This is a genomic window from Eubacterium sp. Marseille-QA0814 (assembly GCF_965119675.1).
In the GTDB taxonomy this organism is placed as follows: domain Bacteria; phylum Bacillota; class Clostridia; order Lachnospirales; family Lachnospiraceae; genus Eubacterium_G.
Map to the genome: position 1 here is coordinate 588532 of NZ_CBCPMG010000001.1, position 16964 is coordinate 605495.

The 16964-nt window shown below is 32.8% G+C and carries 19 protein-coding genes; all 19 read right to left on the reverse strand.

The features are described from left to right. Positions 1-45 precede the first annotated feature (45 nt). The 19 genes from ACQY63_RS02715 to pta all read right to left on the reverse strand — a co-directional run bounded on the left by ACQY63_RS02715 (position 46) and on the right by pta (position 16937). Positions 46-804, reverse strand: coding sequence for a ribonuclease HII (locus ACQY63_RS02715; RefSeq protein ID WP_022166074.1), 759 nt, complete (start codon positions 802-804; stop codon positions 46-48). A 12-nt stretch (positions 805-816) separates the two neighbouring features. Beyond that, positions 817-1656 carry a ribosome biogenesis GTPase YlqF gene (ylqF, locus tag ACQY63_RS02720; RefSeq protein ID WP_022166073.1) on the reverse strand — a complete coding sequence of 280 codons (840 nt, stop codon included), beginning with the start codon at positions 1654-1656 and terminating at the stop codon, positions 817-819. A 72-nt stretch (positions 1657-1728) separates the two neighbouring features. Further along, entirely contained in the window at positions 1729-2073 is a 345-nt protein-coding gene (rplS, locus tag ACQY63_RS02725) for a 50S ribosomal protein L19 (RefSeq protein ID WP_022166072.1), read from the reverse strand. A 95-nt stretch (positions 2074-2168) separates the two neighbouring features. Further along, complete coding sequence (trmD, locus tag ACQY63_RS02730) at positions 2169-2897, reverse strand: tRNA (guanosine(37)-N1)-methyltransferase TrmD (RefSeq protein ID WP_428244675.1); 729 nt, start codon at positions 2895-2897, stop codon at positions 2169-2171. Continuing rightward, complete coding sequence (rimM, locus tag ACQY63_RS02735) at positions 2897-3406, reverse strand: ribosome maturation factor RimM (protein ID WP_022166070.1); 510 nt, start codon at positions 3404-3406, stop codon at positions 2897-2899. The genes trmD and rimM overlap by 1 nt, the downstream gene beginning before the upstream one ends. Before the next feature lie 99 nt (positions 3407-3505). After that, on the reverse strand, positions 3506-3733 hold the full coding sequence (locus ACQY63_RS02740; RefSeq protein ID WP_022166069.1) for a KH domain-containing protein: 228 nt from the start codon (positions 3731-3733) through the stop codon (positions 3506-3508). A gap of 17 nt (positions 3734-3750) precedes the next feature. Next, positions 3751-3996, reverse strand: coding sequence for a 30S ribosomal protein S16 (gene rpsP / locus ACQY63_RS02745; protein WP_022166068.1), 246 nt, complete (start codon positions 3994-3996; stop codon positions 3751-3753). 45 nt (positions 3997-4041) lie between these two features. After that, positions 4042-5391: a signal recognition particle protein gene (gene ffh, locus ACQY63_RS02750; RefSeq protein WP_022166067.1), complete on the reverse strand. Its 1350-nt coding sequence runs from the start codon at positions 5389-5391 to the stop codon at positions 4042-4044. Between the two features lie 11 nt (positions 5392-5402). After that, positions 5403-5735, reverse strand: a complete 333-nt coding sequence (gene ylxM, locus ACQY63_RS02755) for a YlxM family DNA-binding protein (RefSeq protein WP_022166066.1) — start codon at positions 5733-5735, stop codon at positions 5403-5405. Positions 5736-5838: 103 nt separating this feature from the next. Continuing rightward, entirely contained in the window at positions 5839-7059 is a 1221-nt protein-coding gene (gene ilvA, locus ACQY63_RS02760) for a threonine ammonia-lyase (protein ID WP_022166065.1), read from the reverse strand. 19 nt (positions 7060-7078) lie between these two features. Next, positions 7079-7996, reverse strand: coding sequence for a signal recognition particle-docking protein FtsY (gene ftsY / locus ACQY63_RS02765; RefSeq protein ID WP_302689661.1), 918 nt, complete (start codon positions 7994-7996; stop codon positions 7079-7081). Positions 7997-8010: 14 nt separating this feature from the next. After that, positions 8011-11571, reverse strand: a complete 3561-nt coding sequence (smc, locus tag ACQY63_RS02770; protein ID WP_428244676.1) for a chromosome segregation protein SMC — start codon at positions 11569-11571, stop codon at positions 8011-8013. A 1-nt stretch (position 11572) separates the two neighbouring features. Further along, positions 11573-12262 (reverse strand): ribonuclease III, encoded by a 690-nt coding sequence (rnc, locus tag ACQY63_RS02775; protein ID WP_022166062.1) that lies wholly within the window; start codon positions 12260-12262, stop codon positions 11573-11575. A 71-nt stretch (positions 12263-12333) separates the two neighbouring features. Further along, positions 12334-12561 carry an acyl carrier protein gene (gene acpP, locus ACQY63_RS02780; protein ID WP_022166061.1) on the reverse strand — a complete coding sequence of 76 codons (228 nt, stop codon included), beginning with the start codon at positions 12559-12561 and terminating at the stop codon, positions 12334-12336. Between the two features lie 2 nt (positions 12562-12563). Further along, on the reverse strand, positions 12564-13577 hold the full coding sequence (plsX, locus tag ACQY63_RS02785) for a phosphate acyltransferase PlsX (protein ID WP_022166060.1): 1014 nt from the start codon (positions 13575-13577) through the stop codon (positions 12564-12566). Between the two features lie 177 nt (positions 13578-13754). Then, the gene (gene rpmF / locus ACQY63_RS02790) at positions 13755-13934 is read right to left on the reverse strand and encodes a 50S ribosomal protein L32 (RefSeq protein WP_022166059.1); all 180 of its coding nucleotides are present in this window, start codon (positions 13932-13934) and stop codon (positions 13755-13757) included. A gap of 3 nt (positions 13935-13937) precedes the next feature. Continuing rightward, positions 13938-14462, reverse strand: a complete 525-nt coding sequence (locus ACQY63_RS02795; protein ID WP_022166058.1) for a YceD family protein — start codon at positions 14460-14462, stop codon at positions 13938-13940. A 150-nt stretch (positions 14463-14612) separates the two neighbouring features. Further along, entirely contained in the window at positions 14613-15806 is a 1194-nt protein-coding gene (locus ACQY63_RS02800) for an acetate/propionate family kinase (protein ID WP_412335002.1), read from the reverse strand. A 135-nt stretch (positions 15807-15941) separates the two neighbouring features. Then, positions 15942-16937 carry a phosphate acetyltransferase gene (gene pta, locus ACQY63_RS02805; RefSeq protein ID WP_428244677.1) on the reverse strand — a complete coding sequence of 332 codons (996 nt, stop codon included), beginning with the start codon at positions 16935-16937 and terminating at the stop codon, positions 15942-15944. Positions 16938-16964 lie beyond the last annotated feature (27 nt).

Genomic DNA, 16964 nt, shown 5'->3' on the forward strand with positions numbered 1-16964 from the left:
ATCATTTATCTTTTTACAAACAAATAAAGGGTAAATTATAATAATCTACACAAAATTCTTTATAAAAGTTTTTCTATGTATAGGACATGGACCTACTTTTTTCAAAGCTTCAATATGTTTTGCCGAACCATAACCTTTGTTTGAAGCAAAATCGTATTCAGGATAAATCTTATCGTATTCAACCATCATTGCATCTCTTGTAACTTTTGCTATTATACTTGCTGCACCAATGGAAATGCTTTTTGCATCACCCTTTATAATGGGAACCTGCTTCATATCAAGCCCCGGAATGTTTACAGCATCGTTTAACAACAAATCAGGCTGTTTTTCCATTGAAGCAATTGCTTTTCTCATTGCCTCGTATGTTGCCTGTAAAATATCGATTTCATCTATTCTCTCAGGACTTGATTGAGCAGTTTTTGCACATATGGCTTTTTCCATTATTTGTGGATACAACTCTTCTCTTTTTTTGGCAGAAAGTTTTTTTGAGTCATTAATGTATAAAATATTACATTCTTTTGGTAAAATCACAGCTCCTGCAACAACAGGACCGGCCAAAGGACCTCTACCAACCTCATCTATACCGCATATTAATTCATAATCAGAATATTTTCTTTCAAAATATTGTAAATTATAAATTCTTTCTAACTCTAAAAGATACTTTTGATGGTCTTTCCTTGCCTTTTCAACTAACTTTAAAACACCGCTTCTTTCATCACTTTTATATTCTTCAGCAAACTGTAATAAGTCTTTTTCATCCAAAAATGATAATTCTTTTTTAATATCTACAATACTTTTTCCCATTGTTTCTACCTTTTAATTTCTATCTAAAGTGATTCTGCCTAATTTTCCACTTCTAAAGTCATCTAAAACTATCTTACTTGTTTTGTCCAAATCAGGCTGATTTCCTTTCAATTTGCAACCTCTTACCTCTGCTATCTGATACATAATCTGTAGAATGTTATCATCGCCTTCAATACTATATCTGTCTTTGATTGCATTTGGATATAAGTTTTCTAATAGTTTAATTAGCTGGAATGCAAGTTCAGATACATCTAAAATATTATCATTCATTGAGCCAATAAAAGCTAAATGCATACCGATTTTCTGGTCATCAAATTTAGGCCATAAAACCCCCGGTGTGTCCAAAAGTTCAAGATTCTTATTAAGTCGAATCCATTGTTTTCCTTTTGTTACTCCCGGCTTGTTACCTGTTTTTGCACAGTTCTTTCCTGCATAAGCGTTAATAAAAGTAGATTTACCAACATTTGGTATACCAACTACCATAGCTCTAATTGGTCTGTTTTTTATGCCTCTTTTTAAATTCCTTTCTATTTTATCTTTACAGGCAATATTAACAGCATTATTAATTTCCTTAATGCCCTGCTTATTTTTAGAATTGATTTTTAAAGCAACAATTCCTTTTTCCTTAAAATATTCAATCCATTTATTATTTTGCTTTTCATCTGCTAAATCAGCTTTATTTAATAAAACAAGTCTTGCCTTATTCTGACCAAGATTGTCAATTTCAGGATTCCTACTACTTAACGGAATTCTTGCATCTAATAATTCAATTATTAAATCTATTAATTTTATATCTTCCTTCATTTGACGCATGGCTTTTGTCATGTGTCCCGGAAACCATTGATAATCCATAATCTTTCTCCTAAATTTTCTATTAAATAAAAAAGGAACGAGAATAAACCCGCTCCTTTTTTAAAGTAATAATTATTTAACTAATTCTTTTACCTTAGCAGCCTTACCAACTCTGCTTCTAATGTAGTTAAGTTTAGCACGTCTTACTTTACCCTGTCTTACTACTTCAATCTTAGCAATGTTTGGTGAGTATAAAGGCCAAGTTCTTTCTACACCAATACCGTTTGAATTCTTTCTTACTGTGAAAGTAGCTCTGTTGCTTCCACCCTGTTTCTTAAGTACAAGACCTTCGAAAATCTGAATTCTTTCTCTGTTTCCTTCAACGATCTTAGCGTGAACCTTAATTGTGTCACCTACGTTAAAAGGTGTTACTTCCTTAATCTGTGCATCTTCAATTTCTTTAATTAATTCCTGCATAATTTCCTCCTTATTTATTCCGATGTTCTTAATACATAATGTAACAGAGGACCATCTTTTTTTATACAGCGTTTGTTATAATAACATAAAAAACTTTATTTATCAAGTGTTTTTATGAATTTTATATCTTCTTTTGTCAAATTAGCTTCTTCCATTAAATCAGGACGTCTTTCAATTGTTCTAATAATAGATTGTTTCCTTCTCCATTCATCAACCTTCAGATGATTCCCCGATAAAAGAATAGGTGGTACTTCCTTGCCCATAAATTCAGCAGGTCGTGTGTATTGTGGGTATTCAAGTAAATTATCATTAAATGACTCAAACTCTGCAGACACCTCATTATTTAACACTCCGGGAACAAGTCTTGAAATTGCATCAATCATAACCATGGAAGGCAATTCACCACCTGTAAGGACATAATCTCCTATTGAGACATTATCTGTAACTATCATTTCAAGAACTCTTTCATCAATGCCTTCATAATGACCACACAAAAACACTAAATCTTTTTCATTTGAAAACTCTTCCGCCATTAACTGATTAAAAACTTTTCCCTGTGGAGTTAAGTATACAACCCTTGGTTTATAACCAATTTGTTCTACTACCGATTCATAACTTTTATATACAGGTAATGGTTGCATTACCATGCCTGCCCCACCACCGTAGGGATAATCATCTACCTGACCATATTTATTGCCGGCAAAATCTCTTATATTTATAGCATTCAAGCTAATGAGACCGTTTTTAATGGCACGACCGGTAATACTTGTATTTACTCCCTGATTAATCATTTCAGGGAATAATGTTAAAACATGAAAATTCATTAATCCATTAATCCTTTCATAACATGAACTGTAATAGTTTTATTTTCAATATCCTTATTTAAAACACATTGCTCTATAACAGGGAACAGTACTTCCCTACCTTCAGGTGTTTTTACTACATATACCCCATTGGCGCCTGTTTCCATTACATCAACCAGTTCACCAATGTAATTTTTTTCTTCATCAACAACATTGCACCCTATTAAATCAACGATAAAATGTTCATCTTCGCCTAATGGAATTGCATTTTCTCTAGACACAAGCAAATCCAGCCCTTTAAATTTCAAAATATCATTAATGTTATCGTATTGCTTAAATTTTAAAATAACCATATTTTTGAAATATTTTACACCTGTTACATTTACATTTATATATTCTTTTCCCGTATTAATTACAGCTTCTTCTAAATAATCAAATCTTTTTATATCATCTGTAGTAGGAAATACTTTAACTTCTCCTTTTATTCCATGAGAGTTTGTAATAACTCCAACTCTTAAATACTGTTCCATAATTTCTCCCTCTCACATAAAATGAACTTGGACATTGTCTTCTATACATAACAAGGCTGGAAAATTTTCCAGCCTTGTTGCACTTGTACTAAAGTGATTTTATTGAATTTCAACTTTAACTTTTTTGTCGCTTTTAGAAGATGCAGCCTTAACTACTGAACGAATAGCCTTAGCAATTCTTCCCTGCTTTCCGATTACTTTTCCCATATCGTCACTGGCAACATGTAAAGTAATAAGTATTTCTCTTTCGTTTTCAGTTTCAGATACTACAACTTCATCAGGAGAGTCAACAAGTGCTTTTGCAATTGTTTCTACCAATTCTTTCATGAATTTGCCCTCCGATATTATTTTTCAATACCAGCAATCTTTAAAAGCTTTCCAACTGTTTCTGTTGGCTGTGCTCCTGTTGATAACCATTTCTTTGTAGCTTCTTCGTTTAAATCAAATATACTTGGTTCCTGATTTGGATCGTATGTTCCGATTTCTTCGATGAATCTTCCATCTCTAGGTGCTCTTGAGTCAGCAACTACTATTCTGTAGATTGGATGTCTCTTCTTTCCCATTCTCTTTAATCTAATCTTTACTGCCATTTTTTCTTTACCTCCGTAAAATAATTTAATTTCTAATATTTATGTTTAAAAGCCAAAAGGCATTTTAAATCCACCTTTACGTTTTCCTTTTCCACCCATCATGCCAGGCATGGTCTTCATCATTTTTCTTGCCTGTTCAAACTGTTTTACAAGCTTATTAACTTCGCTTATATCAACACCGGCACCCTTTGCAATTCTCTTCTTTCTTGAAGGATTCATAAGGTCAGGATTGCCTCTTTCTTCTTTCGTCATCGAATAAATAATTGCTTCAATCTTTCCAAGATGTTTATCATCAGGAAGCATATCTTCCTTTATCTGACCACCAACTCCCGGTATCATCTTAAGCAAGGATGATAAACCACCCATGTTTCTAATCTGAGCCATATATTCAAGATAATCATCAAAAGTAAACTGGGCTTTCTTAAGCCTCTGTTCCATTTCTTTTGCCTTATCCTGATCAATTGACTGCTCAGCCTTTTCAATAAGAGAAAGAACATCTCCCATTCCTAAAATTCTTGATGCCATACGGTCCGGATGAAATTGTTCTAAATCTGATAACTTTTCGCCCATACCTATATATAAAATTGGCTTGCCTGTAACTGCCTTAATTGAAAGAGCAGCACCACCTCTTGTATCACCGTCTAATTTTGTAACAATAATACCGTCAATACCAATCTTATCGTTAAATTCTTTTGCAACATTAACTGCATCCTGTCCTGTCATAGCATCTACAACCAAAACAGTTTGTGTAATGTCTACATTATCTCTAATCTCCACAAGTTCGTTCATCATGTCTTCATCTACATGTAAACGACCTGCTGTATCAAGGATTACAACATTGTTGCCATTTTTCTTTGCATGTTCAATAGCTGCCTTTGTAATATTTAAAGGCTTTTGTTTATCTCCCATTGAGAAAACAGGTACCTGCTGTTTTTCACCGTTAATCTTTAACTGCTCAATGGCAGCCGGTCTGTAAACGTCACAGGCTACAAGTAAAGGTTTCTTACCTCTTCCTTTAAGCTTGCCTGCAATCTTAGCAGTTGTTGTAGTTTTACCGGCACCCTGAAGTCCCATCATCATAATAACGGTAATTTCATTATCCGGTAACAATTTAAGTTCTGTTGTTTCAGAACCCATTAAAGCTGTAAGTTCTTCGTTTACAATCTTTATAACCATCTGACCTGGTGTTAAACTTGTTAAAACATCCTGACCAATGGCTCTTTCATTTACTTTTTTAATAAAATCTTTAACAACCTTAAAGTTTACGTCAGCCTCAAGTAAAGCAATCTTTACTTCTTTTAAAGCTACTTTAACATCTTCTTCTGTAAGACGCCCCTTGCCACGCAAATTTTTGAATATATTTTGTAATTTATCGGATAAGCTTTCAAATGCCAAAGCCCTACCTCCTAGTAATTATCTAAAATTTCCTGTGCAATTGTTTTTATTTCATGAATGTTGTTCTTGTCACCGCTGTCTGCTAACTGACATATTTTTTCAACATCCTCTTTAGTTTTGGAAAATCTTTCAAGTAAATGTAACTTTTCTTCATAACCATTCAAAGTCTTGTCACATCTTTTTACTAAATCGTGTACACCCTGTCTGGATATACCTCTTTCTTCTGCGATTTCTCCTAAACTTAAGTCATTTAAAATAAAATCTTCATATATTTCTTTTTGATGATTAGTTAATAGTTCTCCATAAAAATCATATAATAAAGAACTTTTAAATATATCTTTCATAAAAACGCACCTTGCCTACCTGACATATATTACACTAAAGAAAAGAAGGTGTCAAGTATTTTTTCTTGACACCTTCCAGCTTTATTTTTCAGCAATTTATTTTCTATAAGTTTGGAGCCTGCTCTACAGGATTATAGCCTGCTTTGCTTAATGCTTTTAATATCTGTTCCTTATGGTCATGACCGAAACATTCTAATGTAACTTTAAGTTCCACAGCCGCATTTCTGTTTACTGATACAAACTGGTTATGGTCAAGCTTAATTACATTACCCTGCTGTTTTGCAATTGTATTTGCAACCTTAACAAGTTCGCCTGGCTTATCAGGAAGTAAAACAGAAACTGTAAATACACGTCCTCTTTGAATTAAACCATGCTGTAATGTAGAGGACATTGTAATAATATCCATATTACCACCACTGATAATTGAAACAATCTTCTTATCCTTACATTTCAAATGCTTTAATGCAGCAATTGTAAGAAGACCTGAGTTTTCAGCAACTAATTTATGATTTTCTACCATATCAAGGAACGCATCTATTAATTCATCGTCTTTAATGGTGATAATTTCATCAATATTTTTCTGTATGTATGGGAAAATATTTTCTCCCGGTGTTTTTACAGCTGTACCGTCAGCGATAGTGTTGGCACTTGGTAAAGTTACAATATGTCCTGCTTCTAAGCTTGCTTTCATGCAGGCTGCATTTTCAGGTTCAACACCAATTACCTTAATTCTAGGATTTAAAAGCTTGGCAAGTGTACTTACACCTGTTGCAAGTCCACCACCACCAATTGGAACTAAAATATAATCAACTGTTGGTAGTTCCTTGAAAATTTCCATTGCAATACTACCCTGACCCGCAGCAACATCTAAATCATCAAATGGATGAATAAATGTATAACCTTCTTTTTGTGCAAGGTTAAGAGCATACTTGCATGCATCATCATATACATCCCCATATAAAATAACATCTGCCCCATAATTCTTTGTTCTGTTTACTTTCATTAAAGGTGTTATAGTTGGCATAACTACTGTTGCCTTAACGCCAAAGAGTTTTGCAGCATAGGCAACGCCTTGTGCATGGTTACCGGCCGAAGCAGTAATAAGACCTCTTTCTCTTTCTGCTTCAGATAAAGTACTTATTTTGTAGTAAGAACCTCTTACCTTATAGGCACCTGTAAACTGCATGTTTTCAGGTTTAATATAAACATTATTTCCTGTCTGTTCACTAAAATAATCACTGTAAATTAAATTAGTATTCAATGTTACTTTTTTTACTATTTCACTAGCTTCTTCAAATTTTTTTAAATCTAATTTGTCACTCATTTTTGTCCACACTTTCTTTTTATTCTGTAAATAGAGCCTCTACAAACTCTTTTGAATCGAATCTCTGTAAATCATCAATCTGTTCACCAACACCAATATATTTAACCGGTATCCCAAGTTCAGCCTGTATTGCTATTGCTATACCACCCTTTGCCGAGCCATCCATTTTAGTAAGAATTACACCTGTTATATCAGCACATTCCTTAAACTGTCTTGCCTGTTCCAGAGCATTCTGACCGGTTGTTGCATCAAGTACAATAAAATTCTCACGTCTTGTTCCTGGAAATTCTTTGTCAATAATTCGATTTAACTTTTTTAATTCTTCCATTAAATTCTTCTTATTATGGAGTCTGCCTGCTGTATCACAAAGTAAAATATCTGCATTTTTATTTTTAGCAGAACTAATTGCATCGAATAATACTGAACCAGGATCGGAACCTTCCTTTCCTGATACAATATCAACCCCTGCCCTATTAGCCCATTCTATAAGCTGATCCGCAGCAGCAGCTCTAAATGTATCCCCAGCAGCTAAAACTACTTTCTTACCATTATTCTTAAACTGGCTTGCAAGTTTACCTATTGATGTTGTTTTACCTACACCATTTACACCAATCATTAAAATAACAGATTTTTCATTTTCAAAATCATAAGCGTTTTCGCCAATGTACATTTGTTCTTTTATGTTTTCAATAAGTAATTCCTTACATTCCATAGGCTCTTTTATATTTTTTTCTTTTACCTGAGCACGCAAATTATCAAGGATTTCTTCTGTTGTATTAACACCAATGTCACTCATAATAAGGATTTCTTCTAATTCCTCATAGAAATCTTCATCAATGTGAGAAAAACCTGTAAAAATAGAATTCAAACCTGAAACAATATTATTTCTTGTTTTTGTTAATCCTGATACAAGTTTCGAAAAGAATTTTCCTGCCATAACTTCCTCCTATTTTATTTATCTAAATCATTTTCAAGTAAGTCTACAGAAACAAGAGCTGAAATACCCTTTTCCTGCATTGTAATACCATACAAGCGGTCTGTGCAATTCATTGTACCACGTCTGTGTGTAATTACAATAAACTGAGTGTTCTTTGTAAGTTTATGTAAATATTCAGCAAATCTTACAACGTTAGAACCATCAAGCGCTGCCTCAATTTCGTCTAACAGACAGAAAGGCGATGGTTTCAAATTCTGTATTGCAAATAACAAACTAATGGCAGTTAATGCTTTTTCACCACCGGATAACTGCATCATATTTTGAAGTTTTTTGCCTGGTGGTTGAGAAATAATATTAATTCCTGCATCTAAAATATCTTCAGCATCAGTTAATTCAATTGTTCCTTTTCCACCACCAAATAATTCCTTAAACACAATATCAAATTCTGTTTTTATTTCTTCGAACTTTTCTTTGAACTGCTTACGCATTCCAACTTCAAGCTCATCAATTATTTTAAGAAGATTTTCTTTTGCTTCCATTAAGTCTTCATGTTGCGATTTCATAAACTGATAACGCTCATTTACTTCCTTAAATTCTTCAATGGCATTAATATTTACATCACCTAAAGACTTCATTTGCTTTCTAATTGAATTAATGTTGTCTCTAATTTCACTCTTATTTGTAAAATCAGAATTTTTCATTTCAGCAGCTGTTCTATATGTGATTTCATATTCATTCCACATATAAGCTTCTTTGTTTTCACTCTTTTCTTCCAGAGCTTCTTTTTGGCTACTTAAACGATAAATTTCTTTATCAAGAGATGAAATTCTTTCTGACAATTGTTCTCTCTTCTCAAAGAATTCCTTATGTTCTTTACTTTGATTTTCTTTTTCAGTAATTGCCTCTTCAATCTCTTTATTTAACTGTTCAGTTAAATCTCTTGCTTTATTAGCCTCTTTCGTGAGATTTTCTATAGCTTCCAATCTTGCAGAAATTTCAACATTGTTTTCTTCCGAATTATTTTTTATGTTATCAAGTTCTTTTGTAAGGGAATTAATAACATCTTTTGCCTTATTGATTTTTTCAACAATAAATTCATGCTTTTGCTTATAGTTAGCAATTTCAATGTTAATTTCTTCTAAAATTGAGCTCTTCTCACCAATACTTTCTTTTAGAGAATTTAACTTCTTAGTCTTTTCAACTACCTGTTCTTCTAATTCACTGTTTTTATTTTCAGTTCCGGTTAGTTCTTCGTTTAACTGTGTGTTGTTTTTACTAATGTCACTAATTTCAGACTGCATATCAGAATTTTCCTGTTCGAAACTCTGATACTCAAGCATAATACTGTCTTTTCGTGCATTAGCCTGCTTAAGATTAATTTCCAATGTGTTTTTAATAATCATTTGTTCCTGAAGAGCTTTATTTATTTTTTCTTCCTCTTCACTTAAAACACCTGACTCACTTTTATTTTTTAAAAGTTGTTTGTCTAAATCTTCTTTTTCCTTTTTTAATTTAGTTAAAGACTTTTCGATTTCTTCAATTTCTCTACGTCTTCCTAAAAGATTGCTGTTATTCTTAAATGCACCACCTGAAATAGAACCACCTACATTTAAGTATTCACCTTCAAGAGTTACAATTCTAACAGTGTATCTATATTTTCTTTCAATGGAAATGGCATTATCAATTGTATCAACAACCATAACCCTTCCTAAAAGATATTTAGCAACACCCTCATATTCTTTCTTTATTTCCACTAAGTCACTGGCAAGACCTACAACTCCTTTTTCTTCCAAAGCATCCGGAGCATTAAAGTTTGTCTTATTACTCATACTGCTTAAAGGAAGAAATGTGGCTCTACCATATCTGTTTTTCTTCAAATATTCAATTGTACCTTTGGCTGTTGTTTCTGTATCAGTTACAATATTTTGAATATTTCCGCCAAGGGCTGTTTCAATTGCCACTTCATATTTTTTATCAACCTTAATAATATCCGCAACAACACCAATGATACCTTTTTTAGATTCCTTAAGTTCCATTACTCTCTTAATACTATTGCCGTAGCCTTCGTATCTTTCAGTAATATTCTTTAAAGTTTCTAAATTAGATTTTAATTTATGATATTTCTCCTGATTTTCAGATAAACGTTTACTTAATTTACTGTTTTCAATTCTAAGAGAAACTATTTTTTCTTTGTATTCCTGAAGTTTTCCCTGAACTTCTTTAATTTCCTTATTAACATCTTCTAACTGTTCTTCAAACTGTTTAATAGCATTTTCCTGACCATCTTTTCTATTTTGAAAATCAATCAGTTTCTGATTAAGCTGTGACTTTCTAATATTAATCTGCTCTAACAAAGTATCAAATCTTTGAATTTTGCTTTTGATAGATGACTTTGTATTTAAAAGATTAATTATTTCTTCTTTATCATGCTCAATTTCCTGTTCTAAATGAGATATTTCGTCATTAACACTTGCAATTTCTCCATTAGACTTTGTTTGTGTTTCGATAATCTCATTTAACTGCTTTTCATTTTCTTCTTTTTCTTTTGTGGAGTCATCTAATTCTTTTGACTGTTGTTCAATTTCCTTTGTAATTGAATCAATTCTCTGGTTAATATATGACTCATTGTTTTTGGCAGAATTAATCTGTTCCTTAATAACATTAATCTGACCTTCAAATTTCTCAATGTTTAAAATTGTCTCATTTAAAGTAGCCTTTTTAGTCTCAATTGAACTATTAATATCTTCTATTATCTGCTCTAACTTTGTGTAATCTTTCTTTATATTTTCAAATTCATCGTTTGCAATTTGCATGTCTGATGAAGCAATTTTTATTTTTTCATCTAATTGAACTAATCTGTTTTTAATTTCATCAAATTCAATTAAGAACATATTTACATCATTTACTTTCAAGTCTTCTTTTAAAAGTAAATACCTTTTAGCCTTTTCACACTGTTTCTCAAGAGGTATAACCTGTCGTTCAAGTTCTCCTAAAATATCCGTAACACGAACAAGATTCTGATTTTGGTCATCAAGTTTTTTCATGGCATCATTTTTACGACGCTTAAACTTAACAATTCCTGCAGCTTCATCAAAAAGTTCTCTTCTCTCTTCCGGTTTACCGCTTAGAATCTGATCAATCTGCCCCTGTCCAATAATGGAATAACCTTCTTTACCAATACCTGTATCATAGAAAAGTTCATTTACATCTTTTAATCGCACCTGTGTACCATTAATCATGTATTCACTTTCACCTGAACGGAAAAGTCTTCTTGATACTGTAACTTCATCATAATCAATGTTGAGCTTATGGTCTGCATTATCAAAAGTAATTGCCACATAAGCATAACCCATAGGTTTTCTGTTTTCTGTACCGGCGAAAATAACATCTTCCATTTTTGAACTACGAAGCTGTTTTGTTTTCTGCTCACCAAGTACCCATCTTACCGCATCAGCAACATTACTTTTTCCTGAACCGTTTGGTCCTACAATACCTGTAATTCCGTTATGAAACTGAAAATTTATTTTATTTGCAAAGGACTTAAATCCATGAATTTCTATATTTTTTAAATACATACTAACTCCTGTTATCTAAAGTTTTAAGTGCATTATACGCTGCCTGCTGTTCAGCAGCTTTCTTAGTATGACCACTACCTCGTCCAATTACCTGTTCGTCAATTTTGGCAACAGCTTCATAATTTTTGTCATGGTCCGGTCCACTTTCGCCTACAATCTCATAAGACAGATTTCCTATTTTCACCATATTTACTCTTTCCTGCAAAACAGTCTTGCAGTCATGGAATAATCTTTTCTTTTCAATATCATTTAATGCAAACTGTAAAATAAAACTTCTTGCAGCATCAACACCCCCATCTAGGAATATTGCACCGATTAAAGCTTCAAAAGCATCTGAAACTATGGAATCACGTTTTCTACCGCCTGTTGCTTCCTCACCTTTTCCAAGATAAATAAAAGACTCCAATTCAATTTCTCTTGCGTCAATTGCCAAAGTAGGTTCACACACAAGACTTGCTCGAAGTTTTGTCATTTCTCCCTCAGGCATTTCATTCATGTTTTCAAATAAAAATTCGCTTGAAACCATTTCAAGTACGGCATCGCCTAAAAATTCCAATCTTTCATTATCTTTGATTTTCTTAACCTTATGTTCATTTGCAAAAGACGTATGTGTAAGAGCATTTATCAATAAATCTTTATCTTTAAATACATAATTTATATTGTCTTCCAAAATAGAATAATCTGTGTTCATAAAAATACCTCTATAACGCAACTTAAAGCCCTATTAAAATAGGGCTTTAGTATACTTGTAATGTTTTGTTCTTAAAGAGCTTCCTTTATCTTTTCGTAAGCATCTCCAACTGTTACAATTGATTCTGCCTGATCTGTTGGAATTTCAATACCAAATTCATCTTCAATTCCCATAATTATTTCTAAAACATCAAGTGAATCTGCTCCTAAATCATCTACAAACTTACTGTCGGCAGTAATTTTATCCTTGTCTAAATCTAAAACCTCTGCAATGGCATTAATAAGTCTATCTAATTCCATAATTAATCCTCCTTGCTTTCTAATGAAAGCTTTTCCTTAAATTTATTGTTAATATCCAATTCATTAAATGTTATACATTGTAAAATTGAATTTTTAATTTCAATTGCTTTTGAACTTCCATGTGTCTTAACTAACAACCCATTTAGTCCTAATAACGGTGCTCCACCATGTTCTTCCAAAGAAAATCCCTTAAGAGTTTTCTTTAAATCTTTCTTAATTAAAAGTGCTCCAATCTTTGTTTTGATAGAATTCATCATAGAACCTTTAATCTTGTCAATTAAAACACTTGCAACACCTTCATATAATTTAAGAATTACATTACCTACAAAAGCATCACAAACAATAACATCTGCATCCCCGTTAGGAATGTCTCTTGCTTCTATATTGCCAATAAAATTAATGCCTTCCATTTCTTTTAATAGTGGGTATGTTTCTTTAACTAAAGCATTTCCTTTTTCTTCTTCAGCACCAATATTAACAAGTGCGACTTTTGGATTCTTTACTCCAACAACATTTTCCATATAAACGGAACCCATCTTAGCAAACTGTAATAAATGTGATGGTCTTGCGTCTACATTTGCTCCACAGTCAATTAATAAAGAAAAACCTGTTTTTGTGGGAATTAATGGTGCTAGAGGAGGTCTTTCGACACCTTTTATTCTGCCAATAATAACATGTCCACCAACAAGATTGGCTCCTGTACTACCTGCGGAAACCATAGCATCTGCTTCACCTTTTTTGACCATATACATACATTTCACTAAAGAAGAATCTTTTTTCTTTCTAATAGCTGCCACTGGGGGTTCTCCTGTTTCAATAACTTCTTTAGCATCAACTATCTCCAACTTGTCAGATGAAGGATATTTTTCAAGTTCTTTTTTTATATCGTCTTCCCTACCAACAAGCTTTATTAGCATATCTTTATTTTCATTAGCAGCTAAAACAGCTCCCTTTACTATTTCACCAGGTGCATTATCTCCACCCATGCAATCTAATGCAATTATAGTCTTCGACATATATAGTCCTCCTTTTACGCATAATGATAATATACTAAAAAATCCTAATAAAATCAAGAAACATATACTAAAAGAAAAATACTGTACATGCTATATGTATAGCAATATACAGTATCAAAACTTCCTATCACACAAAAATAAGACTCTGTGAAAACTCACAAAGTCTTATTTTTATAATTAGTCAACTGAAACTATTTCTTTTTTGTTGTAGCTTCCGCATGCCTTGCATACTCTATGTGGCATCATTAATGTTCCACACTTGCTGCACTTTACAAGGTTTGGAGCTGACATCTTCCAGTTTGCTCTTCTCTTATCTCTTCTTCCTTTTGAAGATTTGTTCTTTGGACAGATAGACATGGTTTACACCTCCTTAAACTGATTAAAAACATCTAATATTTTCGACATTCCCGTTCCTGGTTTTGCGTCTTCGCAATTACAGGATCTCAAATTGAGATTTGCGCCGCATCTATTACAAATTCCCTTACAGTTTTCACTGCAAAGAACTTTCATAGGAAAATTAACCAGAATCTCGTTATTAATAAATACCTCTGAATCAATCTTTGTACCGTCCAGATAATTAGTTTCATCCAGATCTGCTATACGTTGTTCAGATGTTTTATTCAAATCTAAGTCCTTGAAACTGTCAATATTAATCTTGTAATCTACAGGTTCTAAACACTTATTACAAGGAATAGCCAATACAACATATCCCTTTGATGTAAAAGCAATATGCTTCTTACCATCATTATGAAAAATAAACTTAATATCACAATCCTTTACAGGATATGATTCTCTTTTAGTTTTGAATTTCTCATTTTCATAAGTTGGAGAAAAAACTTTCTCCCCGTCTTCTTCCTGTAGAAGTTCATATAAATCAATTATCATAATATTCCTTCTTCAAAGACACCTAAACAATTATACATATCCATCATATATTTGTCAAGCGTCATTATTTTTTTATATAATTTAAGAATTGTTTTATATTTAATTTTGTAATAACAAGCTTGAAAAACGCTTATATCTTACAAAATTGCTTTACTTAACAAGTTCTACTGTTTCTCTTGCAATAGCTAATTCTTCATTAGTTGGCACTACATAAACTTTAACTTTTGAGTCTGCAGTTGAGATAAGTTTCTCTTCACCTCTTATCTTATTAGCTTCTTCATCTAACTCTACACCTAAATATTTAAGATGCTTTACAACTCCTGCTCTTACTGCACTGTTATTTTCGCCAACACCTGCTGTAAATACAATTGTATCAACACCATTCATAACGGCAACATAAGCACCAACAAATCTTACAACAGTTCTAATGTAAGCATCAAGGGCTGATTTTGCAACTGCATTGCCTTCTTCAATAGCTTTAGTTATATCTCTGAAGTCACTTGAAACCTGTGACAAGCCGGCAACACCCGATTTTTTATTAAGAATATTAGTTATTTCAGATACATCTTTGTTTTCCATTTTAGCTAATACTTCTAAAATTCCGGGATCAATATCACCTGATCTTGTACCCATCATAACTCCTGCAAGGGGTGTAAGTCCCATACTTGTATCAACCGACTTTCCCCCATCTACTGCACAAATACTTGCACCGTTTCCTAAATGGCAAACAATTGTTTTAAGTTCTTCTACAGGCTTATTCATAATTTGAGCAACTCTCTTTGATACATAACTATGCGAAGTACCATGGAAACCATAACGTCTTATCTTATGTTTTTCATAGTATTCTCTTGGAATACCATATAAATATGCTTCTTCTGGCATAGTCTGATGAAAGGCTGTATCAAACACAACAACGTTTGGTGTATCTTTCATTATCTTCATACACGCCTTAATTCCAATTACATTTGCCGGATTATGAAGAGGTGCTAAATAATTGCACTTTTCAATCTTTTCAAGAACATCTTCATCAACAATAGCTGAAGATGAAAAATATTCTCCACCATGAACAACTCTATGACCAACAGCCTTAACTTCGCTCATATCATTTATAACACCTGTTTTTTCATCTGTTAAAGCAGATATAACCGCATTGATTGCTTCATTGTGAGTAGGCATGTCAACTTCTTTAGTCATTTTCTCACATTTATCGCTCTGGTATGTAATAGAACTTTTATCAATTCCTATTCTCTCACACAAACCTTTAGCTAAAACATGCTCTTTTTCTGAATCAATTAACTGAAATTTAAGTGATGAGCTTCCACAATTTATAACTAATACTTCCATTTGCTCCTCCCATATAAATTGTTTTAAATATAATTATATTTTCTGTTATCCTAAAAATTAGCTTGTATTAAAAAAATACAAGCTAATAAATACATATATTATAATATCAAATTCAAAAGATTTTTCAAATAAAAATTAAACTATTTTTGCCTGAACTGCTGTAATTGCTACTACACCAACAATATCCATTGCACTACAACCTCTTGATAAGTCATTAATAGGTTTTGCAATTCCCTGACATAATGGTCCGTAAGCTTCTGCACCACCTAATCTCTGTAATAATTTATAACCGATATTTCCTGCATCCAAATCAGGGAAAACCAAAACATTAGCTTTTCCTGCAACAGGACTTCCCGGTGCTTTAAATTCTGCAATTTCAGGAATTAAAGCTGCATCTGTCTGCAATTCGCCATCTATTAAGAACTGTGGATATTCTTTCTTTGCAATAGCTGTTGCTTCAACAACTTTATCCACATCGTTATGAGCAGCACTTCCGTATGAAGAATGTGATAACATTGCTACTCTCGCCTTTTTACCAACTAAATATTCAAATGACTCTGCACTACTTGCAGCAATATCTGCAAGCTGTGTTGGGTTAGGATTCTGATTCAGACCACAATCTCCCATAACAAATACACCATTAGCTCCCATATCTTTATTCTTTACACAAACTACAAAAAATGCTGATACTAACTTGCTACCAGGTTTTGTCTTTATAATCTGAAGTGAAGGTCTAAGTGTGTTAGCTGATGAGTGGCACGCACCTGATACTACGCCGTCTGCATCTCCACATTTAACCATCATACATGCAAAATACATATGATCACTAACAACCATGGCTAAAGCCTGGGGTTGTGTCATTCCTTTTGCTTTTCTTAACTCATAAAAACCTTCAGCATACTCCTTTGTTTTTTCATAATTTAAAGGATTAATTATCGTAGCACCCTCAATGTTATAACCACTTCCATATGTTTCTAATTCTTCGTCAGTTGCTAAAATTATAATGTCCGCAAAATCTTCTTTTATAATTTGTTCAGCAGCCTCGTATGTACGTTTGTCCATTCCTTCCGGTAATACAATCTTTTTTCTGTTCTTTCTTGCTTTTTCTTTTAACTCTTCAATAAAGCTCATATTTTTCTCCTTCTAAAAATTATTCTT